Consider the following 23,657-nt stretch of genomic DNA (forward strand, 5'->3'; position numbering starts at 1 on the left):
AGCGTGGAGCCCGCTAGGGGCTCTACACTGCGGGCATGAAGCTCTTTCCCTACGCCCATGCGACCCATCCCCATTGGGAGATGGCCGCTGCCTTGGTCTTGGCACAGCTGCGTGCCCAAATGGCCCAGCCTGACTACGCAGCCTCGCCCAGCTTAGGCTTGCTGTACATCACCGATCACTACACCGCAGATGCCACGGGCATCTTGGAGTTGCTGAGTGCCGAGCTGCCCCTGGTCACCGACTGGTCGGGCACAGTAGGTGTGGGCGTTGCCGCCAACAATGTGGAATATTTTGACGAGCCGGCCTTGGCCGTGATGTTGCTGGACTTGCCCAGCGACCAGTACCGCGTGTTCTCCGGCATTGCCCCCTTGGGCTTGGGTTTTGAAGCCCACACTGCCTTGGTCCACGCCGACGCCAGCGCAGCAGACATCGCGGGGCTGGTGGAGGAGATGGCGGCACGCACCGATGCAGGCTACCTGTTTGGTGGCTTGGCCAGCCGCCGCGCGGGTGGGCTGCAGTTTGCCGTGTCGGGTGACGGCAATATTCGGGGCCACGGCGGGGCCAGCGGTGTGCTCAGCGGTGGCTTGAGTGGTGTGGCTTTTGGCCCAGAGGTGGCCTTGGTATCGCGTGTGACACAAGGGTGTAAGCCCGTCTCCAAAGTGCGTACCGTCACCCAGGCCGACCACAACGTGGTGGTCACCCTAGATGGAGAGCCTGCGCTGGACGTGCTGCTGGACGACTTGTCTGTCACCTTGGACGAGCCCCAGCAAGCCTTGAGCGCGGTGCGCGCGACCTTGGTGGGCATGGTCTGCGCACCTGGCTCGCGTGCGCAAGCGACTCGGTTGGTGGAGACCCACTTGCCCCAAACAGGCAACTTTGGAAGCGATGTCATCGTGCGCCACATCATCGGGCTAGACCCTGGTCGTCATGGCGTGGCCGTGGCGGCACAAGTGACCGAGGGCACCACGCTGGCGTTTTGCCAGCGAAACCAACAAGCGGCCAAAGCAGACCTGGTGCGCATTTGCGCTGAAGTGCGCGAAGAGTTGGAGCCTGAAGAGTTGGGCTTGGAGTTGGCACTGGCGCTCCATACACCAGAAGCCCAAGCCGCACCGCACCCGCAACGGCGCATCGCTGGCGCGTTGTATGTCAGTTGCGCAGGGCGGGGCGGGCCCCATTTCGGCGCACCCAGCGCAGAGATGCACATCGTTCGCCGCGCTTTGGGTGACGTGCCTTTGGTCGGTTTTTTTGGCAGTGGAGAAATTGCCCACAAACACGTGTATGGCTACACCGGCGTGCTGACGGTGTTTGTTGGCAAAGACTAATTCACGCCGTCACGGTAAAGGGCCGCTTTTTGTACGCCTAGGGGCACAGCTTGGCAAACCCTCGCCTTATTCTTTCTTTCTCACCCTATGCAAAGTCTTGCCCAGGGAGTAACCTGACTGTTGGATCAACCAACGAACAGGCAGGGCTGGGCAATGAACTTTTCGAATCTGAAGATCTCCGCCAAATTGGCACTTAGCTTTGGCATGGTGGTTGTGCTCACGGTCGCGCTGGGGTTTACGGCGCTCTACCAAATTTCCAATGTGGCAGCCCAAACCGAAAACATTGCCACCAATAACTTACCCAGCGTAGAGAACTCGGCCAGTTTGCGCGCCACGCTCAATGCCTTGCGGCGCTTTGAGGCCCGCCACATTCTGGCCAGCGAAGAAAAAGACAAAGTTGAGCAAGAGGCGCAGATTACTGCCGCGCGCAAGACCTTGGCCGAACAAGAGGCCCAGTTGCTTCCTTTGCTGACGTCTGACACAGAGAAAGCGGCCTTTGCGAACTACAAAACTAACCGCGACGCATGGTTTGCCATTGCCGACAAAAACCTGCCGGTTTCGCGTCAAGGGGCGGCAGGCATGGCCGAGGCTGCCAATACTTATAGCAATGTAGCCGCCGTTCCATTTATGACCGCCTTGAAAGACATCCAAGGCATTGTGGAATACAACGTCATAGAGGGGGGCAAGTCGTGGGTGGAGGCGCAGGCCATCCGTGACCGGGCCCGCTGGGTAGTCACTGCCGCCGTTGCCTTGTCGGTGCTGGCCTCTGTGGTTTTGGCAATTGCCATCTCGCGTGCCATTGCTGGGCCTATTGGTCAGGCGGTGGCGGCCGCAGGCAGTATTGCAGCCGGAGATATGTCTGTGGAACTGCGCGCCCAAGGCAGTGACGAGCCATCGCAGCTCTTGCGCTCGCTTGAGGCTATGCGGACCAGCTTGGTGCAGGTGGTGTCCAACGTACGGCAAGGCTCGCAAAGCGTGGCCAATGCCAGCGCCGAAATTGCCCAAGGCAATAACGACTTGAGCACACGCACCGAGAGCTAAGCCAGCGCCTTGGAAGAAACCGCCGCCAGCATGGAAGAGCTGAGTGCCACGGTCAAGCAAAACGCCGACAGCGCGCGCCAAGCGCGGCAACTGGCTTCCAACGCGTCGACCGTCGCCCTGCAAGGTGGTGCAGTGGTGGGCCAAGTGGTAGAGACCATGAAGGGCATCAATGAGTCCAGCCGCAAGATTGCCGACATCATTAGCGTGATTGACGGCATTGCCTTCCAAACCAATATCTTGGCGCTCAACGCAGCGGTAGAAGCCGCCCGCGCGGGTGAACAGGGGCGCGGCTTTGCTGTGGTGGCGTCTGAAGTGCGTTCTCTGGCCGGGCGCAGTGCCGACGCTGCCAAAGAAATCAAAAGCCTGATCAATGCCAGCGTAGAGCGGGTCGAGCAAGGCAGTACCCTGGTCGACAAGGCGGGGGAAACCATGAGTGAGGTAGTCAGCTCCATCCAGCGGGTGACCGACATCATGGGTGAGATCAGCGCCGCCAGCACGGAGCAAGCCTCAGGCGTGGCGCAAGTGGGCGAGGCCGTGACCCACATGGACCAAGCCACACAGCAAAACGCAGCCTTGGTGGAAGAAATGGCAGCGGCCGCCAGCAGCTTGAAGAGCCAGGCCCAAGACTTGGTGCAGGTGGTGGCCGTGTTCAACATTGGAGCCCATGGCCAAAGCGGCGGCGCTAGAGCGGCGCGTACCCCAGTGCGCACGGCCAGTGCCCCGCCATTTGGCGGCGATGAGCGCAGGGCTTTGGCCAAGCCTGCCGCGCGCGCCGCAGCACCAGCCTTGAAGGCCGCACCGAGTCGGCCTGCCCCGCCACCCGCCAGCAGCGCACGCTTACCCAGCCCAGCGCCCAAAGCCAGCGCAAAAGCCACCCCGGCCGGGGGGGATGACGACTGGGAAACCTTTTAGCCTCTGCCGCGTTGGAATGGCTGGGGCGGATTTGAATCCCCGCTTGGCCTGTGCTTGGCTCAGTGATGGGGCATAGATTGGCCATTTGCGCCCATGGATAGTGTGTGTATAGCTATACATTAGATAGCAACTCTAGCGGTGGGGCCTGTGGCCTTGGCCGTGTCGTAGAAATCCGGCGCTTTTCGTACTTGCCAAAAGCCAGCTTTTGGCACGAAGATACCGCCACCTTTCGCTTTGGGCCTGCGTTCCATGAAACTCAATAACTTTGGTATCCGCGTCCGCATCACCGTGGGCCTTGCAGCCATTTTGTTGCTCGCCGTGCTCAGTGCAGCCAATTCGCTGTACCAAAATATTTCCGTCAAGTACGAAGCCGGCGAGGTGGCGAACTCTTGGATCCCCGCCATTGAGAACTTGGGCCGGATGAATGCCTATCTTTCCGACCACTACACGGCGACCAGTGACCGCCTGGCCATTCAGGGCAACCTGGATGCCATGAGCTTTCAGAAGGTGACCACCGAATCGTCCACCAACTTGGCCAAAGCGACGGAGATCTACGCTGCCACCCTGCTCACCTATTCTGATGAAACAGCTGCACAAGGAGAAGCCGAGAAAGCCTTGTTTGCAGACTACCAAGCCAAGCGCGACGCGTACTTCAAACTGGCCAAAGATGGCTCTCAGGCAGTAGAAGATGCCATGGGCGATGAGAACGTGTTGTTGTTGGTGCGTCAACAGTATTCCGGCACGATGCCCGAGGCCTTCAAGAAGGCCCATGCTGCGATGGACGCCATCCTCCAGTTCAACCTCAAAGGTACCGCCATGGCGGCCACTGCAGTGGCCAACAAGGTGAGTGCGGCTGAAGTCGCCATGCTCATCACCCTGGCCGTAAGCCTGCTGGTAGGGGCCGCGTTGATTTGGGTGATCCCACGCAGCGTGATTGAACCCGTCAATCAGGCGGTGGCGATTGCCCAAAGCATTGCAGATGGTGACCTGACGCAACGCGTGCAGGTGCAGGGCAAGGATGAAATGGGGCAGCTCCTGTCTAGTCTGGAGCGCATGCAAACACAACTCCTTCAAGTGGTGTCTAACGTGCGCAGCGGCTCCGAGTCAGTTGCCACTGCAAGCGCCGAAATCGCCCAAGGCAACCACGACCTGAGTGCGCGCACAGAACAACAAGCCAGTGCACTGGAGCAAACCGCCGCCAGCATGGAAGAACTGGGCTCCACCGTCAAACAAAACGCCGACTCCGCCCGCCAGGCCAATCAACTCGCTATGAACGCGTCCACCGTCGCCGTCCAGGGCGGCAACGTGGTAGGCCAAGTCGTTGAAACCATGAAAGGCATCAACGACGCCAGCCGCAAGATTGCCGACATCATCAGCGTGATTGATGGCATTGCCTTCCAAACCAATATCTTGGCTCTGAATGCAGCGGTAGAAGCCGCGCGGGCGGGTGAGCAAGGCCGAGGCTTTGCCGTGGTGGCCAGCGAAGTGCGCAGCTTGGCAGGGCGCAGTGCAGACGCTGCCAAAGAGATCAAAAGCCTCATCAACGCCAGCGTAGAGCGGGTCGAGCAAGGCTCAGCCTTGGTGGACAAAGCCGGCGACACCATGGCGGAGGTGGTAAGCAGCATCAAACGCGTGACCGACATCATGGGTGAGATCAGCGCTGCCAGCAGCGAGCAAGCCTTGGGCGTGGCCCAGGTGGGCGAGGCGGTGACGCAAATGGACCAGGGCACGCAGCAAAACGCGGCTTTGGTGGAAGAAATGGCAGCAGCGGCCAGCAGTCTTAAGAGTCAAGCTGAAGACCTCGTAGACGTGGTGTCAGTTTTCAAGCTGCCAGCGGGCACCCACGGCAATCGGTCTGAACGCAGTCCTGTGCGGGCCACCCCGGGCCAGTCGGCTGGGAGCACCTTGCGACTTGCACGCAACGCCAATTCACGTGCAGCAGCCAAACCAGCTCTTGCGCCCCAGCCCAGCGCGCCGTTGCCTCGGCCCCTAGCCGCAGCCAAACCCCAGGCCAAAGCTACCCCTGCCGGTGGCGATGACGACTGGGAAACCTTTTAGTTCTGAGCGCAATGGCCGATTAGTGAAAGGTGCAGGTGTGTGCATGGGTGCACGCGCCTGCGGCAGGCAGTGTCCATGTCTGCGGACGAAGGTTTTTCTCAGGGAGTCTTTATGAAATCAGTGAACAAAATGTTCCGATGGATGCTGGCCGCCTTGCTGCTGCCAGCGCTTTTGGTGGCCGCCGCGCTGCTTAAACTGGGTCAAGCCAATGACAGTATTTCGCAAGCCAATCTTGCGCGGTATTCGTCTTACCTGCTGGCTGACGAATTGCGCCAAAGTTCTGACGACCTGACCCGCCTGGCGCGTACCTATGTGGTGTCTGGCGAAGACGAGTGGGAAAAGCAGTACTTTGAAATCCTGGACATTCGCAACGGCAAGAAACCGCGCCCCAACCAGTACGAAAAAATTTACTGGGATTTCCGCGCAGTAGGTACCGACCCTGGCCGTGGCACGGGTGAGACCGTGCCGCTGCAAGACCTGATGCGTAAGGCTGGGTTTACCGAGCAAGAGTTTGGCAAGCTCAAGGAAGCCCAAGGCAATTCAGACGACTTGGTGAAAACCGAAACGGTGGCCATGCAGCTCGTCAAGACCAAAGACGAAGCCGAACTGGCCAAGGCCCGCGCCATGATGCATGACAAAAACTACCACCTGTTCAAGGCCAAGATCATGAAGCCGGTGGACGAGTTTTTGACCTTGGTCGATATGCGTACCCAAGCCGCCGTGAATGAGGCGCAGGCAACGAAGAACCATTGGTACAGCTTGGTCATCTTGGCCGCGGCCTTGAGTGTTGTAATGGCTGGCGGATTTCTGTGGGCCATGACACGTTTTGTCATGGGCAGCTTGGGCGCAGAGCCCGACGCCGTGCGCAGCGCAGCCGAAGGCATACGCGATGGTGACCTGACGCGCGACTTGGTCTTGGCCCCCGGCGATACCCAAAGCGTCATGGCCGCCATGAAAGGCATGCGCGACCAACTCGCCAGCGTAGTGAGCACGGTGCGCAGCAGCTCCGAGAGTGTGGCCACCGCTTCGTCGGAGATTGCCGAAGGCAATAACGACTTGTCTGCCCGCACCGAACAACAAGCCAGCGCCTTGCAGCAAACGGCGTCGAGCATGGACGCCTTGAGTTCAACTGTCAAACAAAATGCCGACAGCGCGCGCCAAGCCAATCAACTGGCCATGAATGCATCCACCGTGGCCGTGCAGGGCGGTGAGGTTGTGAGCCAAGTGGTAGAGACCATGAAAGGCATCAACGAGTCCAGCCGCAAGATCAGCGACATCATCAGCGTGATTGACGGCATCGCCTTCCAAACCAACATCTTGGCTTTGAATGCAGCGGTCGAAGCGGCCCGTGCAGGCGAGCAAGGCCGAGGCTTTGCCGTGGTGGCCAGCGAAGTGCGCAGCTTGGCAGGGCGCAGCGCAGACGCTGCCAAAGAAATCAAAAGTCTCATTAACGCCAGCGTAGAGAGGGTAGAACACGGCACCAGCTTGGTTGACAAAGCGGGCGAAACCATGACCGAAGTGGTGAGCTCCATCAAACGCGTGACCGACATCATGGGCGAGATCAGTGCTGCCAGCAGCGAGCAAGCCAACGGTGTGGCGCAAGTGGGCCAAGCCGTCACGCAAATGGACCACGCCACCCAGCAGAATGCGGCCTTGGTCGAAGAAATGGCCGCTGCCGCCAGCAGCCTCAAGAGCCAAGCCAATGACTTGGTGCAAACCGTGGCCTTGTTCAAAGTCTCGGGGGGAGCTGGCGGTGCATTTGTGCTACCCAAAGCCCAGGTGCGCTCGACGAAACCATCGGCCGCAGCTTTCCATGGCAACGACCGACGCCAAGCTGGCGTGCCCAAGGGCGCCGCCGCACGCGGGCACACCCCTGCGCCAGCCGCATCGGCCAGCAAGCCTGCAACCAGCATGGCTGCCCTGCCCAAGACCAGCAGCAAGTCCACACCTGCGGGTGGGGATGACGACTGGGAAACCTTTTAAGCAGGGCTTTGCCACCGGGCCTTTGCCTCAGCAAGACGCTAATGGGCCTTGGTATTTTCCCTTGGCTTTAGCTTGACCTTTGCTGCTGTAGGGCCAAGAATGGGCAGCCTTCTCCCTACTTCGTTGTAAAGGACATTCGCGTGCAACTCTCTATCAAACGCAAGCTCATGCTTGGCTTCGGTGTCATCTTGCTCATGCTAGGTGTCTTGACAGTGTTGAGTGAGCTGCAGTTGGGCACGATCAAACACTTCAATGGCAGGCTCGATGAGCGAGCCTACCGCTTGTCTTTGGCCTCTGACTGGGCAACCCAAGTCAAGATTGCGGTGGCTACCAAAGCACCGGTACCAGGTGCAGAGATTGAACCGGCCAAGAAACTCGGCAGCTTGGTGCAAGACCCAGAGGAAAAATCTGCCGTGGCGGCCGCTACGGCAGCTGCCAGTGGGGCGCCCGAAGCTTACTCTCAGGCAGTGGACCAAATGGCGGGCAAATTGGTGGGCCTGCAGATCAGCGACAGCAAGCAGTTGCAGGCAGCTTTGGCAAGCGCGGAGTCCACCGGGTGGGTGGTCTTGGTGATTGCTTTGATTGTCGGAACCCTGATCGCCTTGCGGCTCTCCAAGAGCATTGTGGACCCCTTAGAGTCTGCCGCTGAGGCCGCCAACCGCGCGGCGCAGGGTGACTTGACCAGTGCCATTCCCACCGGGGGCAAGGATGAAGTGGGGGCTTTGCTCCATGCCATGGCCAGCATGCAATCCAGTTTGGCCAACTTGGTAGGTGAGGTGCGCCAGGGAGCTGCCAGCGTGGCCACGGCCTCATCCGAAATTGCAGAGGGTAACAACGACCTCAGCAACCGCACCGAACAACAAGCCAGCGCCTTGCAGCAAACGGCGTCGAGCATGGACGCACTCAACTCCACCGTGAAACAAAACGCCGACAGCGCACGCCAAGCCAATCAGCTGGCCATGAACGCATCCACCGTGGCCGTGCAAGGCGGTGAGGTTGTGAGCCAAGTGGTAGAGACCATGAAAGGCATCAACGAGTCCAGCCGCAAGATCAGCGACATCATCAGCGTGATTGACGGCATCGCCTTCCAAACCAACATCTTGGCTTTGAATGCAGCGGTCGAAGCGGCCCGTGCAGGCGAGCAAGGCCGAGGCTTTGCCGTGGTGGCCAGCGAAGTGCGCAGCTTGGCAGGGCGCAGCGCAGACGCTGCCAAAGAAATCAAAAGTCTCATTAACGCCAGCGTAGAGAGGGTAGAACACGGCACCAGCTTGGTTGACAAAGCGGGCGAAACCATGACCGAAGTGGTGAGCTCCATCAAACGCGTGACCGACATCATGGGCGAGATCAGTGCTGCCAGCAGCGAGCAAGCCAACGGTGTGGCGCAAGTGGGCCAAGCCGTCACGCAAATGGACCACGCCACCCAGCAGAATGCGGCCTTGGTCGAAGAAATGGCCGCTGCCGCCAGCAGCCTCAAGAGCCAGGCCAATGACTTGGTGGATGTGGTGTCGGTCTTCAAGCTGGCGGGCGGCACCGTGGGTGCCAGCCTGCCTGTGGCCAAGGTGCGCTCCACCAGCCCAAAAGCCACGCCATTCAAAGGCCCTGAGCGGCGTGAGGGCGGTGTGCCCAAAGGCGCTGCCGCACGCACGGCGCCCAAGCCACAGCAAGCCCAAGCGGCACGTCCGGTAGCGGCATTGCCCAAGGGCAGCGCTAAGCCAACACCGGCTGGCGGAGATGATGACTGGGAAACCTTTTAAACCACGGGCCTAGACGGTCTGCGCGTTTGGACATCGCCTGGTTTGAAGGGGTGGTGCCCCACAACGCGCATGCAAGCTGCGTAGTTAGCTATGGAAGTAGTAGCAATGTGCGCGCATGCCATGCAGCCCAACGAACGGTGTGCCGATGAATATTCCATCTATCCAAACCGACCCCGTCATCACCAAATTGCTGGACAAGGTGCCAGCAGACATGCGGGGCAGCTTCAGTGATGCGCAGTTGCTGGCGCTCAAGGTGGCCTTGGGTGGGCGTGCCTGGGGTGCCCATGCCGTAGATGCCCGCTGGACGCTGAAGTGGTGGCGCTGGCAGTATTACTTTGTGTTTTTGGCCGGGCGCAATAAGCGTGTACTTAGCTTGCGTGAGCGTAAGTTGCAGCGCCTGAGCATGGCAATTGTGCTGGCGGTGTTTTTGCTGGTGTCTACCGCTGTAGGACTCTTGGTGCTGTATCTGGTCAAGTCTGCCCTAGGGATTGACCTGATCCCCGGCTTTTCCTTAGGGGTTTGGGGCTGGTTCCAGAGCGAGTTTCTGCGATGAATTCACTGGATGGGTAAGTCCAAAGGCTCATCTGTCCGATGCGCCCATGGATATTGGACAGGCAACTATTGAATGTGTAGCGTTCCGCGCAACACCTCAGACCTTACACACCGCGAGCGCGGTCGGCGTGGAACTGTTTGACAAACGCGCCGAAGCGACCGGCGTCCAAGGCGTCACGCACTTCTTGCATCAAGTTTAGGTAGTAGTGCAGGTTGTGGATGGAGGCCAGCATGGGCCCCAGCATTTCGCCGCAGCGGTCCAGGTGGTGCAGGTAGGCGCGGCTAAAGCCGTCGCGCCCTCCGTTGGCCCAGCTCACACCCGAGGTGCCCGCGCAGGCGTGGCAGGTGCAAGTTTCGTCCAGCGGTTGCTTGTCAGTTTTGTGGCGCGCATTGCGAATTTTTAGGTCGCCAAAGCGGCTAAACAGCGTGCCGTTGCGCGCGTTGCGGGTGGGCATTACGCAGTCAAACATGTCGATGCCGTTTTGCACACCGGCGATCAAGTCTTCCGGGGTGCCCACGCCCATCAGGTAATGGGGCTTGTGCTTAGGCAGCTTGGGGCCTACGTGTTGCAGCACGCGCATCATGTGTTCTTTGGGCTCGCCCACCGAGAGGCCGCCCACCGCAATGCCAGGGAAGTCCAGCTCCTCCAAGCCCGCCAGCGACTCATCGCGCAGGTGTTCAAACATGCCGCCTTGCACAATGCCAAACAAGGCGTTGGGGTTTTCTAAGCGGTCCATCTCGGCTTGGCAACGCTTGGCCCAGCGCAGGCTCAACTCCATCGAGTCGCGGGCTTCGCGCTCGGTGGTGACTTGGCCCTTGGTCTTGGGCTCTACCGACAGATAGGGCGTGCACTCGTCAAACTGCATGGCAATGTCGGAGTTCAAAGCGCGCTGAATTTGCATGGAAATCTCAGGCGTTAAAAACAGCTTGTCGCCGTTGACGGGGGATGAGAACTTCACACCCTCTTCGCTGATCTTGCGCATCTCGCCCAAGCTCCACACCTGAAAACCACCGCTGTCGGTCAAGATGGGCTTGTCCCACTTTTCAAAGTCGTGCAAGCCACCGAACTGCGAAATGACTTCGGTGCCCGGGCGCATCCACAGGTGGAAGGTGTTGCCCAAAATGATTTGCGCGCCCATTTCTTCCAGCGAGCGGGGCATCACCCCTTTGACCGTGCCGTAGGTGCCCACCGGCATGAAGATGGGGGTTTGCACCACGCCGTGGTTCAGGGTCAGGCGCCCGCGGCGGGCGTGCGAGCCCAGGTAGCTGCCCTCGGGCGTGGTGGTGGCTGGGTCGGTGGCGAGCAGTTCAAATTTCAACATGGCAGTGTGTCTGGTGGCGTGCAGTGGTAGGGTTTGGGTTGGCGGGGCTTAGGCGGCGCGCGCGAGCAGCATGGCGTCGCCATAGCTGAAGAAGCGGTACTCCCGCGCAATAGCGTCGCGGTACAGCGCCATGATGGGCACGTAGCCTGCAAACGCGCTCACCAGCATCATCAAGCTGGACTTGGGCAAGTGGAAGTTGGTGATCAGCATGTCCACCACCTCAAATGCAAAGCCGGGTGTGATGAAGATGTTGGTGTCGCCCTCGGTAATTCCGCCCGCGAAGCCGGGCCCCGTGCAGGACTTGGCCCAGCTCTCCAGCGTGCGCACGGTGGTGGTGCCTACGGCTATCACCCGGCCACCACGCGCTTTGCAAGCGGCAATGGCGTCTATGGTGGCTTGCGGCACTTGGTACCACTCGCTGTGCATTTGGTGTTCAGCAATGTTTTCTGTTTTGACTGGTTGAAACGTCCCGGCCCCCACATGCAGGGTGACATGCGCGCGTTGCACGCCCATAGCATCCAGTTGGGCCAGCAAGGCCTCATCAAAATGCAGGGCGGCGGTGGGAGCGGCTACTGCGCCTGGGTTTTTGGCGAACACGGTTTGGTAGCGCTGCGCGTCTTCTGCCGAGTCGGTGTGCGTGATGTAGGGGGGCAGCGGCACATGGCCGTGGCGCTCCATCAGGGTGTAGGGGTTGTCACCCGCATCGTTAGAGAGCACAAAGCGAAACAGTGGACCATCTGCATTAGGCCAGCGGCCTAGGAGCGTGGCGCTCAGGCCATCCTCGCAGCCGGGGGCGCACACCAGTTTCACAGTGGCACCTACTTCGGGCTTTTTGCTGACCCGCATATGGGCGGCCACTTGGTTGCCACCCAGCACCCGTTCGATCAACAGCTCCAGCTTGCCGCCGGTGGCTTTTTCGCCGAACAAGCGGGCATTGATGACTTTGGTGTCGTTAAACACCATGAGGTCACCCGCACGCAGCAGCGTGGGCAGGTCTTTGAAGATGCGGTCTACGGAGTTGGCCCCCGTGCCATCGAGCAAGCGCGAGGCGGTGCGCTGCGGGGCAGGGTGTTGGGCAATCAGGTTGTCAGGGAGGGCGAAATCAAAATCGCTGAGGGTGAAGGTGCGCGCGGCGGCACTGGCCAGAGTCATGGTGCTTGAGGGCCGGACAGGCCCGTTCCAAGGAGTGAGGGGATGGCGATTATCCCCGCACTTGGCAGCCGGCGCCAGAGGCACCCACTGCCAAGCCTTGCTTGTGCTTATTCCACCTTGGCGCCAGAGGCCTGCACAATGGCTTTCCACTTGGTGTAGTCTGCCTTGAGCAAAGCGCCCAGCTGCTCGGGTTTCATGGCCTGGGGTTCGGCACCTTGGGCGTGGATGGCGGCTTTAACCTCCGCGTTGTTCAGCAAATCATTTACCTTGGTATTGACCAGCGCCACCACGTTGGCCGGCGTGCCTGCGGGCATGAAAAGGCCGTACCAGGTGCTGACGTCAAAGTCTTTGTAGCCCAACTCCGCCACGGTGGGCACATCGGGCAAAGAGGTGCTGCGGGTGGCGGAGGTGACGGCCAAGGCGCGCAGTTTGCCGCCCTTGATCTGGGCAATGGCCGAGGGCACGGACGACACCAGCAAGTCCACATTGCCCGCCAGTGCGTCCATCAGCGCGGGGTTGGAGCCTTTGTACGGCACATGGCGAATGTCTACCTTGGCGGCTTTTTCAAACAAATGCCCCGCCAAGTGGATGGTGGTGCCGTTGCCTGGTGAGCCGTAGGTGATGGTGTCGGGTGCTGCCTTGGCGGCGGCCACTACATCGGCCAAGGTTTTGAATTTGGAGTTGGCAGCGGTGGCAATCACCACGGGGGTGTAGGCCACATGGGCTACGGGTACCAAGTCTTTGGTGGGGTCCCAGGGCAGGTTGCCATACAGCCAAGGCCCTACGACCAGGTTGTCTTTTTGGCCCATCACCATGTCGTAGCCGGTGGGGGCAGCCTTCACCGCCTCGGCAATGCCAATGGTGCCGCCTGCGCCTGCGCGGTTGTCAGGCACTACCGTCCACTGGTTGGCTTCGGTGAGTTTGTTGGCAATGAGGCGCGACAAAATGTCGGTGCCACCGCCGGGCGGGAAGGGCACGATCAGGCGAATGGCTTTGCTAGGGTAGGCCGCTTGTGCATGCACCACCGAGGCACTGGTCAGGCCTAGCAGGGCACTGACAATGGCAATGGGGGCAATCAGTCGTTTCAACATAGTGTCTCTCTTATGGGGGGTGTGCCGGACGCGCCGGTGGGTGGTCAGTTTAGCAACACCGATGGGCTGTTTGCAGCACAGCACCTGTGCCTTAGCGCATGGGGTGGGTGGGGCAAACTGCCCTGCAATTCGCGGTAAGCTGTTCGCCATCCCGTGCCCAGTTGCCCTACTTTTTTTGCGCCCCACCATGCCTTTGCACATCACTACCCCACTGATTGAATCTTTGCCCCTAAGCGCACACGCGGGGCGAGATGTCTGGCTCAAGATGGAGGCCGCGCAGCCCTGTGGCTCCTTCAAGCTGCGTGGCGTGGGGCTGGCGTGTGAGACCCATGTGGCAAATGGTGCGCAGCGCTTGGTGTCTTCATCCGGTGGCAATGCCGGTTTGGCCGTGGCCTATGCCGGGCGCAGGCTCGGCGTGCCTGTGGTGGTGGTGGTCCCTGAAACCACGCCTGCACGCGCACGCGAGCTGCTGCAGCTAGAAGGCGCACAGGTGCAGGTCGTGGGCGCTTCATGGCAAGAGGCCAATGCACACGCCCAGTCGCTCTTGGGCGCGCGCGATGCGTTCATCCACCCCTTTGACGACCCACTCTTGTGGCAAGGCCATGCCAGCTTGGTTGACGAGGTGGCGCAGGCGGGCTTGGTGCCCGATGCGGTGGTGCTCTCGGTGGGCGGCGGCGGCTTGCTCTGTGGCGTGGCACTGGGAATGCAGCGCAATGGCTGGGGTGCGGTGCCCCTCATCGCGGTGGAAACCCATGGTGCGGCATCACTGCACCAAGCCATGCAAGCCGGGCACACGGTAGAGCTGCCTGCCATTACCACCGTGGCCACTTCCTTGGGGGCTAAGCGTGTGTGCGAGCAGGCCTTGCGTTGGAGCCAAGAGCGGCCTGTGCACAGCGTGCTGGTGTCCGACCACAGCGCGCTCACCGCCTGCGAACGCTTGATGGATGACCACCGCGTGGTGGTGGAGCCCGCGTGCGGCGCGGCCCTGGCGGTGGTCTACGAGCAGCATGCGGCCCTGCAGGCCTACACCAAGGTGTTGGTCATCGTGTGTGGTGGCGCCACTGCCACGGTGGAGCAAATCCGCCAGTGGCGATGGGCTGCTGCGCCACAATAGCTGCATGTCTGAACCCGCCCCCAAAAAGCCCGCCACTGCGCCCAAAACAGCGCACGACAAGGCCTTGGAAAAACTGGGCTTGGTGCGTGATATTGACCTGGCCTTGCACCTGCCCCTACGCTACGAAGACGAAACCCGCATCACCAAGCTGGACGAAGCGCGTGAGGGCGAGCACATCCAGATTGAGGCCACCGTCATCGAGTGCGAGGTCACCTTTCGCCCACGCCGCCAGCTCATCGTCAAGGTGAACGACGGCACCGACATCTGCACTCTGCGGTTTTTCAGCTTCTACCCCTCGCACCAAAAGGCGCTGGAGGTGGGCAAGCGGGTGCGCGTGCGGGGTGAGGCCAAGGGGGGCTTTTTGGGCTGGACCATGTTGCACCCCAGCTTTAAGGCGGCGGGCGGCAATTTGCCCGCTGCGCTCACCCCGGTGTACCCCACGGTGGCGGGCTTGCCCCAGCATGTGCTGCGCAAGGCCGTGCTGGGTGGCTTGGCCCGGGCCGACTTGGCGGACACCTTTGAGCCCGGTGATTTAAGCCAATTCAGCCCGCACACGCTGTGGACACTGCGCGCTGCGCTACAGTTTTTGCACCACCCCACGCCTGATGTGTCTTTGGACACGCTGTCTGACCACAGCCACCCTGCGTGGCAGCGCCTCAAGGCCGAAGAGCTCTTGGCCCAGCAACTGTCGCAACTGCAAAGCCGCCGGGCCCGCGCCGCCCTGCGTGCGCCTGTGTTGGCCGAGGTGGCGGGTGGCACATTGCACGCCCGCCTCTTGGCCGCGTTGCCTTTTGCTTTAACGGCAGCGCAAGCCCGCGTGGGCCAAGAAATTGCCCACGACATGGCGCGCCATGTGCCCATGCACCGGCTGCTGCAAGGCGATGTGGGCGCTGGCAAAACCGTGGTGGCGGCTTTGGCGGCCGCCATTTGTATGGACGCTGGCTGGCAATGCGCGCTCATGGCGCCCACCGAGATCTTGGCCGAGCAGCACTTTCGCAAGCTGCTGGGCTGGCTAGAGCCCCTGGGCATCACCACCGCATGGCTCACGGGCACCCAAAAAGCCAAAGAACGCCGCGCCATGCTGGCCCTGATTGAAAGCGGCGAAGCCAAGTTGGTGGTGGGCACGCACGCCGTCATTCAAGAAAAAGTGCACTTTCACAACCTGGCGCTGGCCATCATTGACGAGCAGCATCGCTTTGGCGTGGCGCAACGCTTGGCCTTGCGTGGCAAGCTCAAGCATGAGGCGATGGAACCCCATCTCTTGATGATGACGGCCACCCCCATTCCGCGAACCTTGGCCATGAGCTACTACGCGGATTTGGACGTATCTACGCTGGACGAACTCCCCCCGGGCCGCACGCCGATCGTCACCAAAGTGGTCAACGAAGCGCGGCGTGACGAGGTGATTGAGCGCATACGCGCGCAGGTGAGCGAGGGGCGGCAGGTCTACTGGGTGTGCCCACTCATTGAAGAGAGTGAGGCCCTGGACCTGAGCAACGCCACGCAAACCCATGCCGACCTGGCCGCTGCCCTGAACGGTGCCACGCGCGCCGACGGTACGCCTTTGCTCATTGGCCTGCTGCATTCGCGCATGCCGCCAGAAGACAAAAAAGCCGTCATGGGCGCCTTCAAGGAAGGGCTGGTGGCGGTGCTGGTCAGCACCACCGTGATTGAGGTGGGGGTAGATGTGCCCAATGCCTCGCTCATGGTCATTGAACATGCTGAACGCTTTGGCCTGAGCCAGTTGCACCAGTTGCGTGGGCGCGTAGGGCGCGGGGCAGCGGCTTCGGCCTGCGTGCTTTTGTATTCCACGGGCGACGCACCGCGCCTGAGCCAAAGCGCACGTGAGCGGCTCAAGGCCATGGCCGAGACCAATGACGGGTTTGAGATTGCGCGGCGCGACTTAGAGATTCGTGGCCCGGGTGAGTTTTTGGGTGCGCGCCAAAGCGGCGAGGCCATGTTGCGGTTTGCCGACCTGGCCACCGACACCGCCTTGCTGGAGTGGGCCAAGGCCGAAGCCCCCATGCTGCTAGACCGTCACCCCCACCTCGCCGCCAAGCATGTGCAGCGTTGGTTGGGCGGCAAGGCTGAATTCTTAAAGGCGTAAGCGCCTGTCACGCTGGGCCCGCTGCAAGGTTAGGGGTTGATCACCTTCTCCATGTGCTTGTCTTTGAGCTTTTGCATATCGGTCGGGTCCAGCACATCCATCAGCGTTTTGGGGCGGCTGTCTTTGGCCTCTGGCTGCACGGCAGCAGGTTTGGGCGGTGGCTTGGTCGCTGCCACCACCGTCACATTGCCGCCCACCGCCATTTCTTGGCTGCCCTTGGGGCAGGGCGTATCGGTGTAAGTCACCTCTTTGGCGCTTTGGCATTTGCGCATCACACCGGGTGGCGCGCCTTGATCGGGGTCGGCCACCACAGGCCCTTTTTGCCGCACGGTGCCGTTGTCAAACACAATGGGTACAGGCGGCGCCGCAGGCCGCAGCCACTGCGTGAGCCAAGGCGCATCGTGGTAACGCCACGCAACAGACGCCAAGAGCAAAGCAGCGAACAAGGCTAACAAATGTTTTAGGGTCATGGCAAATGGGGGCGGTGTGCGGACGAACAAATGGCTAGTGAATTTACCGCAGATGGCGGTCAAGGCAAGCGTTCAGTTTGGCTGGCATACGGTAGTTTGTTGCTATGCAAGCCACGCCTTTACCTTGCTTTTCAGGTGCATGCTGCATGCCCCCGCTGCGCGCGCAAAAACAAAGCCCCCGCCACCATTGCCAAGCCCGCTGCCAGCCAAAACGCAACAGCGGGTTGCCATAGCCAGAGGGCACCTGCCACCAAAGACGCGGGCAGGTACAGCATGCCGGTCACAAAGTTGTACAGGCCCATGGCGGTGGCGCGGCGCTCGTGCTCTAGGTCGGCAATAAAGGCTTTGTTTTGTGCTTCGTCCACCGCGTAGAACACCCCGTACAACACAAACAGAACCACGATATGCCACTGCGTGCTGGCCAGTGCAAAGCCCACGCTCATGCTGGCGTACAGCGCGTAGCCCAGCAGCACCATGCGCGGGCGGCCTATGCGGTCGCTCAGGCGTCCCATCAGCGGCGCAGCCACGACGCATGCCACGTTGAACAAGGCGTAGAGCAACACAATGTCGGTCACCGCAAAGCCCACGCTGTGGGCGCGCAGCATCAAAAAGCTGAAGCTGAAATACGCCAGAGAAAACACCCCGGCGCTAAGCAGGTAGCGCTTAAATGCGGGGCTCAGGCTGTGCCAGCTGGCAAACAGGTTGTCGCGCTGGCGGGCTGGGGCGGCTTGGTCTTTCACCAGGCTCAGCGCCACGATGCTGAGCACCGCAGGCACCATGGCCACGGCGAACAAGAGTTGGTAAGTGCTTGTCGCTTCGCCCAGCCAGCGCAGCAGGCCATAGGCCACCAGCGGCCCCAGCACGGCACCTGATTTGTCCAAGGCCTTGTGCACGCCAAAGGCATAGCCCCGGCTGCTTGGGTCGGCCACGGCGGCCAGCCAAGCATCACGCGGCGGCCCTCGAAAGCCTTTGCCCAGCCGTTCAATCACCCGGAAAACGGTGAGCCCGGTGACCGAGCTGGACACCAGCAAGATGATTTTGGCCAAGGTAGAAAAGCCATAGCCCGCCAGAGCAAAGGCCTTGCGCTTGCCACTGCGGTCTGAGAGCCAGCCCGCAAAGTAGTTGAGGCTAGACGCTGAGAGGTCGGCCAAGCCCTCTACCAAACCCAGCAGCGCCGCCGAAGCACCCGCCACGGTGGTGAAGAAAATGGCGAACACCGAGAAGATCATCTCCGAGCTCAGGTCCGTCAAAAAGCTGACCAAACCCAGCTTGATGACATCCGGGTGCACCCCCCAGAGCGGGCGTGGAACTGTTGGTGATTGCGAGGCCGGGTCAGCGTCTGCGTCTGCGGGGTTGGGTGGTGGCATGCAAGCCTCTAGGTTGATTGTGAGAGCGTTTTATGCCGTTTGCGCCCATGGATATTGCGCAAGAAGCTATGTATTTGATAGCGATTTGGCTTTCGGCTGCTTGGGCACCATCAAGCCGTCGTAGACCAGCAGCTCGCCCACGATAGGAAAGTCGGTGCCCAAAAGGCGGGAAAACACATGGTCCATGGCCATGAGGGTACTCCACCCCATGCCGCCCAAAGGACCGGGGCCATGCGGTAGGCTATGGCCATGTTCAAAGTGATTGTGAATCGTTGGCTCGCGCTGTCGGGCAATACACGGGGGGTGCTGCTGGTAATAGGCGCCATGTTCTGTTGGTCGGTGCTGGACGCCTGCAACAAGCGTTTGATGGCGCAGGGCATTGCGCCGCAGCAGGTCTTGTTTTTGCAGGCGACGGCGGTGCTGCTCATGCTGCTGCCCGTGGTGCTGTGGACACGAGGGCGCGTGATTGCGAGTCGCCGCCCGGCGATTCATGTGGTACGGGCGGCGTTCATTGTGACCTCGGCGTGGTGTGCGGCCTACGCGGTGTCGCACCTGCCACTGGCCGAGGCCAGTGCGTTCTTAATGACCGGGTCATTGTTCATGTTGCCGCTGGGCGTGTGGTTGCTGGGCGAGCGCCCGCATCTGCTGCGCTGGCTGGGGGTGCTGGTGGGCTTTGGGGGTGTGCTGGTGATACTGCGCCCCAACGCAGGTGCGGGCGTGTTGCAGTGGGCTGCCTTGGTGGCCTTGTTTGGTGCTTTGAACGAGTCCATGTTGGGTGTGGTGCTCAAAAAGTATTCAGGCAATGAGCATCCGCTGGCGGTTTTAACCTGGAGCCAAGTGGCCTGTTGGCTGACCTTTGGCATCTTTAGCGGGTTTAGCTTGCCCACGGTCCCTGTGGCCTTGTGGGGCTTGTTGCCGGTGATTGCGCTGGCCGCATCCGGCATTTATCTGGCTTACTTTTTTGCCTACCGCGCGGGCGATGCGTCAGCAGTGGAGGCCGGCAGTTTTTCGCTGTTGTTGTTCAGCCCGGCCTTGGGCGCGGTGTTCTTTTCCGAGGTGCCGGACGCTGCGTTTTGGATGGGGGCGGGTTTGCTGGTGTGCGGAATCGCCTTGGTCATCATCGAACCCTCGGGGCGGGACAAGCCCAGCCCACCCTAGGGTTTGGAGTAGACCCCAGTCTCGACATCGGCCAACAAGCGCTTGGCGGTGCCGTCGCGTTGCAGTTTGGCAAGGCCTGTGTTGAACGTTTTTAGCAGCTGCTCGGCATTGGGCAGCGCACGGCTCACTGCCATGCGCGAGGCTTGTTCATTGACGTTGCGTTCGGTCGCGGCGAGCTGCTTTCCTTCGGCATCGGTAAACCGGGTGAGGATGTCAAACCCTACGGCCCGGTTCACCGCCACTGCGTCCAAGCGTCCCAGCAAAAGTTTGCGCAGATTGGCTTCGTCTGAGGAGGTTCGGTCCACGGTGAACTCGCCGGTTTGTGCAGCCTGGTCAAACGCTTCGCCGTAGGTGTAGCCCACGGCTGCACCTATGGTTTTACCTTTGAGGTCCGCCATCGTGTTGAACACCAAAGGCCGGTCTCGCCGATAAAACAGGGTTGTGCGGGAGATGAGCACCGGATCACTGAACAGGAACAGCTTGGACCGCTCTTCCGTCTGTATCCAGCCGGGTGAGGCGCTTACTTCGCCATGCTCTGCCATCAAAAGCGCGCGCTTCCACGGGAAGAACTGGTAGCTCACGGCCACACCTTCTCGCGCAAAGGCTTCTTTGACAATGTGCGCAAACACACCGTTTTCCTTTTGCGTCGATGAAAAGTAAGGCGGCCATTCACCGATGCCTAGCTGTATGGGGTCTGCCGCATGGGCACTCCAAGCGAGGCTTAAACCTAGGAGTGATCGGTACAAAGCACGCAAGTATCGGGGCATAGTAGGCTCTCGGTGGGGTGCAAGCGCGCGGCGCGCAGGAGATGCGCCACGCTCACGGCCATCAGAGTAGTGGGGTGTGGCGCTTGGGTCAAGTACTTCGTGACGCACTGGCGGGGCATCGGCAATCAGCCCGTCGCATGGGGGCTTGCGTAAGAAGGCTTCACGCCGTCGGTTTGCAGTGCGATACTGCTAGCCTGTTCACCCTTAGACCGAAGATGCCCGCTGTCACACGAACCTGCCCGTGCCGAAGGCGCCGTTCATGCGCTTGAAGCTTCGATTGACCCAAGGGTGGTGGCTGCCCCGCTCCCTGCTGCGCACGCTTTTGGTTGGGGTGGGGGTTGCCATGGCGATTCCGGCCCTGCTGTTGGCCTATGTGCAATTTACACGCCACCTAGAAACCGAAATTACCCAGCGTGTGCGCGAACCCGCCCAGCAATACGCCGACGTTTTGTCCCAAGGTCTATCCTTGGCGTTGTGGAACGTCGATGTGGAGATGGGCGAGAAACTGGTCACCAGCGCCTTGGGTAACCCCGACGTCGTCAACATTTCTGTCACCAACCAGTTTGGCAGCCTGTTTGCCTACAAAGAAGGCCCCGCGCAGGCCAATGGGCGCTTGTTTCGCGAAGCACGTGAGCTGCACTTCAATGGGCGTATGGTCGGCCACTTGGTGTTGCAGATGTCTGAAGAGCGGGTGTATCAGCACCTGTTGCAAGACCTTCGCCAAAAACTGCTGGGCCTGTTGGCGCAAATTGCGGTGTCGTTTGCGTTCATGTGGCTTTTGCTGGATCGGCGGTTTGTAAGGCCCTTGCGGGCTTTGCAAGAGGTGGCTGGGCGGTTTGCCCGTGGAGAGCTTGAGCAGCCCTTGGCGCTGGTGCGGCAAGACGAGTTAGGCCGCCTGGCCGCCGCGTTAGAAGCGATGCGCCTCGATATCGCTACCTCTATCAAACTGCGCACCATGGCAGAAGAGCAGTTGCGCTTGAGCGAGGAGAACCTGGCCATCACTCTGCATTCCATTGGGGACGCCGTCATTGCCACCGACCCACAAGGCCGCATTACCCGCATGAATGCCACCGCACAGCGCTTGACGGCCTGGCCTTTGTCAGAGGCGCTGGGGCTGCCGCTGCAGCAGGTTTTCAAAATTGTGAATGCCCAAACCCGCTTGCCTGCCGTGAACCCGGCCCATCTCGTAATGCAGTTTGGGCAGGTGGTAGGACTGGCCAATCACACGGCTCTGTTGGCAAGGGATGGGCAGGAGTACCAAATATTTGACAGTGCGGCCCCGATACGCGATGCACAGCAGCGCATAGTGGGCGTGGTTTTGGTGTTTAGTGATGTAACGGAGCGTTACCGGGCCGAAGCGGCACTGCAGCAACGCGAGCAAGAGTTCCGCGCTTTCTTTGAGGTGGCGTTGGTAGGTTTGATGCAGTTCTCCATCGAAGACGGGGCGCTGATCCACTACAACCAGAAGTTCCAGCTCATCACTGGCTATAGCGACGAAGAGCTGGCACACCACACCTTTGCGTCGCTGACATGTGCCGAAGAGCGGGAGGCTGATTGGGACATGTTCAACCAAGCCTTGCGTGGGGAGATTGCTGAGTACCACAGTGAAAAGCGTTTGCTGCGTAAAGATGGCGCCATGATTTGGGTGAATATGAATGCTGCGTTTGTGCGCGATGCATCGGGCGCTGCAGTGCGTGCGGTCGTGGTGTGCATGGACATTACTGCACGGCGCGCAGCCCAAGAGGCCGTGAAAGACTCACTGCGTGAAAAAGTAAGTCTGCTCAATGAAGTGCACCACCGGGTCAAAAACAACTTGCAAGTGATTGCGAGCCTGCTACGGTTAGAGGCCGGTCGCACGGTGCACACCGACACGAAAGTCGTGCTCAAAGATATGCAAGGTCGGATCCGTGCTATGTCCTTGTTGCATGAGTCCTTGTACCGGTCGGGTGTGTTTGCGGATGTAGATTTGGCGGTCTACCTGCGGCAATTGGCCACCCAGTCTTACCGGTCTATGGTGTTGGGCGAGCAAGCCGTGGAGTTGGTGCTTGAAATGGATTCGGTGCGGGTCGATATGGATGTGGCGGCACCTTGCGGTCTGCTGGTCAATGAGTTGATCTCCAATGCGCTCAAGCATGGGTTTTCGGTAGCGCATGGCGGGGTGGTGCGCGTCTTCCTGCAAAACCAAGGCGCGGATGGCAACGGCACTTTGGCGCTACGCTTAGGGGTGTCCGATAGCGGCCAAGGTCTGGCACCGGACTTTGAAGTGGCCAACGCCTCGTCTTTGGGCTTGCAGTTGGTGAGTGATCTTGCGCGGCAGCTCAAGGGGCGCTTGCACACAGGCGCAGGGCCCGCAGGAGGCGCCGAGTTTGTCGTGGAGTTTTTGGTGCCAATGCCAATGCCAATGGCGATTGCTGCGACCAGCGTTGGCGCATAGGGGTTTTATCGTTTCACTCAGGTAGGACAATACACACATGACCCTCACCGAATTGAAGTACATCGTGGCCGTGGCGCGCGAAAAGCATTTTGGCAAAGCGGCTGACGCCTGTTATGTGTCGCAACCGACCTTGTCGGTGGCCGTGAAAAAGCTGGAACACGAGTTGGACGTCAAGCTATTTGAGCGCAGTGCCAACGAAGTGACCGTGACGCCTTTGGGCGAAGAAATCGTGCGCCAGGCCCAAAGCGTGCTGGAGCAAGCGGCCAATATCAAAGACATTGCCAAGCGGGGCAAAGACCCGCTGGCCGGCCCTTTGCGCCTTGGCGTGATTTACACCATTGCGCCGTATTTGCTGCCTGCGTTGGTGCGCCAAGTGATAGACCGCACGCCTCAAATGCCGCTCATGTTGCAGGAAAATTTCACCGTTAAGCTCATGGAAATGCTGCGCACTGGCGAGGTGGACTGCGCCATTTTGGCGGAGCCGTTTCCAGACACGGGTCTGGCCATTGCTCCGTTGTACGATGAGCCGTTTTACGCGGCCGTGCCAATGAACCATGCCCTGGCCAAGCTCAGCAGTGTGACGACCGAACAGCTCAAAAGTGAAACCATGCTGCTTTTGGGCAACGGACATTGCTTTAGGGACCACGTGCTGGAGGTGTGCCCTGAGTTTGCGCGTTTCTCTAGTGATACTGAAGGCATTCGCAAGAGCTTTGAAGGCTCTTCGTTGGAGACCATCAAGCATATGGTGGCGGCCGGCATGGGCATTACCTTGGTGCCTCGCTTGAGCGTGCCGCGCGAAGCGCTAGACATCAAGAAGCGCCGCGCGGAAGATTCCTATGTGAGCTATTTGCCCATTCAAGACGGCCCCCATGTGCCGCCTCCCACGCGCCGGGTGGTCTTGGCGTGGCGACGAAGCTTTACGCGCTACGAGGCCATTGCTGCGCTGCGCAACGCCATTTACGCGTGTGAACTGCCCGGGGTGCACCGCTTGTCCTGACCTGAGATACCGTGACGGCCGCCACCTTGCGGGCAAAAACTTGTATGGAGAGCTTG

At 60.4% G+C, this 23,657-nt stretch carries 17 protein-coding genes and 1 pseudogene; 11 read left to right on the plus strand and 7 right to left on the minus strand.

All coding sequences use genetic code 11. The features are described from left to right. The first annotated feature begins 35 nt into the window (after positions 1-35). The 6 genes and pseudogenes from EXZ61_RS01845 to EXZ61_RS01870 all read left to right on the plus strand — a co-directional run bounded on the left by EXZ61_RS01845 (position 36) and on the right by EXZ61_RS01870 (position 9,623). Positions 36-1,322 (plus strand): FIST signal transduction protein, encoded by a 1,287-nt coding sequence (locus EXZ61_RS01845; RefSeq protein ID WP_142808468.1) that lies wholly within the window; start codon positions 36-38, stop codon positions 1,320-1,322. Positions 1,323-1,475: 153 nt separating this feature from the next. Then, positions 1,476-3,275: pseudogene (locus tag EXZ61_RS22545) on the plus strand (methyl-accepting chemotaxis protein). A gap of 249 nt (positions 3,276-3,524) precedes the next feature. Beyond that, positions 3,525-5,333: a methyl-accepting chemotaxis protein gene (locus EXZ61_RS01855; protein WP_142808470.1), complete on the plus strand. Its 1,809-nt coding sequence runs from the start codon at positions 3,525-3,527 to the stop codon at positions 5,331-5,333. 111 nt (positions 5,334-5,444) lie between these two features. After that, positions 5,445-7,316, plus strand: coding sequence for a methyl-accepting chemotaxis protein (locus EXZ61_RS01860; RefSeq protein ID WP_425353601.1), 1,872 nt, complete (start codon positions 5,445-5,447; stop codon positions 7,314-7,316). 167 nt (positions 7,317-7,483) lie between these two features. Then, positions 7,484-9,070: a methyl-accepting chemotaxis protein gene (locus tag EXZ61_RS01865; RefSeq protein WP_142814062.1), complete on the plus strand. Its 1,587-nt coding sequence runs from the start codon at positions 7,484-7,486 to the stop codon at positions 9,068-9,070. A gap of 145 nt (positions 9,071-9,215) precedes the next feature. Beyond that, the gene (locus EXZ61_RS01870) at positions 9,216-9,623 is read left to right on the plus strand and encodes a 3-phosphoshikimate 1-carboxyvinyltransferase (RefSeq protein ID WP_142808472.1); all 408 of its coding nucleotides are present in this window, start codon (positions 9,216-9,218) and stop codon (positions 9,621-9,623) included. 103 nt (positions 9,624-9,726) lie between these two features. Here EXZ61_RS01870 and tgt read toward each other — a convergent pair whose 3' ends face one another. The 3 genes from tgt to EXZ61_RS01885 all read right to left on the minus strand — a co-directional run bounded on the left by tgt (position 9,727) and on the right by EXZ61_RS01885 (position 13,187). Further along, positions 9,727-10,944 (minus strand): tRNA guanosine(34) transglycosylase Tgt, encoded by a 1,218-nt coding sequence (tgt, locus tag EXZ61_RS01875; RefSeq protein WP_142808474.1) that lies wholly within the window; start codon positions 10,942-10,944, stop codon positions 9,727-9,729. A gap of 48 nt (positions 10,945-10,992) precedes the next feature. After that, positions 10,993-12,096 (minus strand): tRNA preQ1(34) S-adenosylmethionine ribosyltransferase-isomerase QueA, encoded by a 1,104-nt coding sequence (gene queA, locus EXZ61_RS01880; protein ID WP_142808476.1) that lies wholly within the window; start codon positions 12,094-12,096, stop codon positions 10,993-10,995. Between the two features lie 107 nt (positions 12,097-12,203). Then, the gene (locus tag EXZ61_RS01885; RefSeq protein ID WP_142808478.1) at positions 12,204-13,187 is read right to left on the minus strand and encodes a Bug family tripartite tricarboxylate transporter substrate binding protein; all 984 of its coding nucleotides are present in this window, start codon (positions 13,185-13,187) and stop codon (positions 12,204-12,206) included. Between the two features lie 187 nt (positions 13,188-13,374). Here EXZ61_RS01885 and EXZ61_RS01890 point away from each other — a divergent pair, with 187 nt between their 5' ends. Then, positions 13,375-14,301 (plus strand): pyridoxal-phosphate dependent enzyme, encoded by a 927-nt coding sequence (locus EXZ61_RS01890; protein WP_142808480.1) that lies wholly within the window; start codon positions 13,375-13,377, stop codon positions 14,299-14,301. 4 nt (positions 14,302-14,305) lie between these two features. Continuing rightward, the gene (gene recG, locus EXZ61_RS01895; protein ID WP_142808482.1) at positions 14,306-16,408 is read left to right on the plus strand and encodes an ATP-dependent DNA helicase RecG; all 2,103 of its coding nucleotides are present in this window, start codon (positions 14,306-14,308) and stop codon (positions 16,406-16,408) included. A 29-nt stretch (positions 16,409-16,437) separates the two neighbouring features. On the opposite strand, the gene EXZ61_RS01900 is transcribed toward recG, so the two are convergent. The 3 genes from EXZ61_RS01900 to EXZ61_RS21850 all read right to left on the minus strand — a co-directional run bounded on the left by EXZ61_RS01900 (position 16,438) and on the right by EXZ61_RS21850 (position 18,455). Next, positions 16,438-16,878 carry a hypothetical protein gene (locus EXZ61_RS01900; RefSeq protein WP_142808484.1) on the minus strand — a complete coding sequence of 147 codons (441 nt, stop codon included), beginning with the start codon at positions 16,876-16,878 and terminating at the stop codon, positions 16,438-16,440. 131 nt (positions 16,879-17,009) lie between these two features. After that, on the minus strand, positions 17,010-18,245 hold the full coding sequence (locus tag EXZ61_RS01905) for an MFS transporter (protein ID WP_142808486.1): 1,236 nt from the start codon (positions 18,243-18,245) through the stop codon (positions 17,010-17,012). 66 nt (positions 18,246-18,311) lie between these two features. Next, positions 18,312-18,455 carry a hypothetical protein gene (locus EXZ61_RS21850; RefSeq protein WP_168224670.1) on the minus strand — a complete coding sequence of 48 codons (144 nt, stop codon included), beginning with the start codon at positions 18,453-18,455 and terminating at the stop codon, positions 18,312-18,314. Between the two features lie 39 nt (positions 18,456-18,494). Here EXZ61_RS21850 and EXZ61_RS01910 point away from each other — a divergent pair, with 39 nt between their 5' ends. After that, on the plus strand, positions 18,495-19,403 hold the full coding sequence (locus tag EXZ61_RS01910) for a DMT family transporter (RefSeq protein WP_168224671.1): 909 nt from the start codon (positions 18,495-18,497) through the stop codon (positions 19,401-19,403). Here EXZ61_RS01910 and EXZ61_RS01915 read toward each other — a convergent pair. Then, a complete protein-coding gene (locus EXZ61_RS01915; RefSeq protein ID WP_142808490.1) occupies positions 19,400-20,170 on the minus strand; it encodes a substrate-binding periplasmic protein in 771 nt (256 codons plus the stop codon). The genes EXZ61_RS01910 and EXZ61_RS01915 overlap by 4 nt on opposite strands. A 259-nt stretch (positions 20,171-20,429) precedes the next feature. Here EXZ61_RS01915 and EXZ61_RS01920 point away from each other — a divergent pair, with 259 nt between their 5' ends. Continuing rightward, on the plus strand, positions 20,430-22,604 hold the full coding sequence (locus EXZ61_RS01920; RefSeq protein WP_142808492.1) for a PAS domain S-box protein: 2,175 nt from the start codon (positions 20,430-20,432) through the stop codon (positions 22,602-22,604). Positions 22,605-22,641: 37 nt separating this feature from the next. After that, on the plus strand, positions 22,642-23,601 hold the full coding sequence (locus EXZ61_RS01925; protein WP_142808494.1) for a LysR substrate-binding domain-containing protein: 960 nt from the start codon (positions 22,642-22,644) through the stop codon (positions 23,599-23,601). Positions 23,602-23,657 lie beyond the last annotated feature (56 nt).

The sequence above is a fragment of the Rhodoferax aquaticus genome, from assembly GCF_006974105.1.
In the GTDB taxonomy this organism is placed as follows: Bacteria; Pseudomonadota; Gammaproteobacteria; order Burkholderiales; family Burkholderiaceae_C; genus Allorhodoferax; species Allorhodoferax aquaticus_A.

What these genes read in the sequence shown, in the direction of transcription:
- EXZ61_RS01900 (WP_142808484.1), bottom strand. Translation starts at nt 16,878, where the DNA reads ATGACCCTAAAACATTTGTTAGCCTTGTTCGCTGCTTTGCTCTTGGCG.
- EXZ61_RS01860 (WP_425353601.1), top strand. Translation starts at nt 5,445, where the DNA reads ATGAAATCAGTGAACAAAATGTTCCGATGGATGCTGGCCGCCTTGCTG.
- EXZ61_RS01905 (WP_142808486.1), bottom strand. Translation starts at nt 18,245, where the DNA reads ATGCCACCACCCAACCCCGCAGACGCAGACGCTGACCCGGCCTCGCAA.
- EXZ61_RS01845 (WP_142808468.1), top strand. Translation starts at nt 36, where the DNA reads ATGAAGCTCTTTCCCTACGCCCATGCGACCCATCCCCATTGGGAGATG.
- EXZ61_RS01885 (WP_142808478.1), bottom strand. Translation starts at nt 13,187, where the DNA reads ATGTTGAAACGACTGATTGCCCCCATTGCCATTGTCAGTGCCCTGCTA.
- EXZ61_RS21850 (WP_168224670.1), bottom strand. Translation starts at nt 18,455, where the DNA reads ATGGGGTGGAGTACCCTCATGGCCATGGACCATGTGTTTTCCCGCCTT.
- EXZ61_RS01855 (WP_142808470.1), top strand. Translation starts at nt 3,525, where the DNA reads ATGAAACTCAATAACTTTGGTATCCGCGTCCGCATCACCGTGGGCCTT.
- EXZ61_RS01870 (WP_142808472.1), top strand. Translation starts at nt 9,216, where the DNA reads ATGAATATTCCATCTATCCAAACCGACCCCGTCATCACCAAATTGCTG.
- EXZ61_RS01910 (WP_168224671.1), top strand. Translation starts at nt 18,495, where the DNA reads ATGTTCAAAGTGATTGTGAATCGTTGGCTCGCGCTGTCGGGCAATACA.
- tgt (WP_142808474.1), bottom strand. Translation starts at nt 10,944, where the DNA reads ATGTTGAAATTTGAACTGCTCGCCACCGACCCAGCCACCACCACGCCC.
- EXZ61_RS01915 (WP_142808490.1), bottom strand. Translation starts at nt 20,170, where the DNA reads ATGCCCCGATACTTGCGTGCTTTGTACCGATCACTCCTAGGTTTAAGC.
- EXZ61_RS01920 (WP_142808492.1), top strand. Translation starts at nt 20,430, where the DNA reads ATGCGCTTGAAGCTTCGATTGACCCAAGGGTGGTGGCTGCCCCGCTCC.
- queA (WP_142808476.1), bottom strand. Translation starts at nt 12,096, where the DNA reads ATGACTCTGGCCAGTGCCGCCGCGCGCACCTTCACCCTCAGCGATTTT.
- EXZ61_RS01890 (WP_142808480.1), top strand. Translation starts at nt 13,375, where the DNA reads ATGCCTTTGCACATCACTACCCCACTGATTGAATCTTTGCCCCTAAGC.
- EXZ61_RS01865 (WP_142814062.1), top strand. Translation starts at nt 7,484, where the DNA reads ATGCTTGGCTTCGGTGTCATCTTGCTCATGCTAGGTGTCTTGACAGTG.
- EXZ61_RS01925 (WP_142808494.1), top strand. Translation starts at nt 22,642, where the DNA reads ATGACCCTCACCGAATTGAAGTACATCGTGGCCGTGGCGCGCGAAAAG.
- recG (WP_142808482.1), top strand. Translation starts at nt 14,306, where the DNA reads ATGTCTGAACCCGCCCCCAAAAAGCCCGCCACTGCGCCCAAAACAGCG.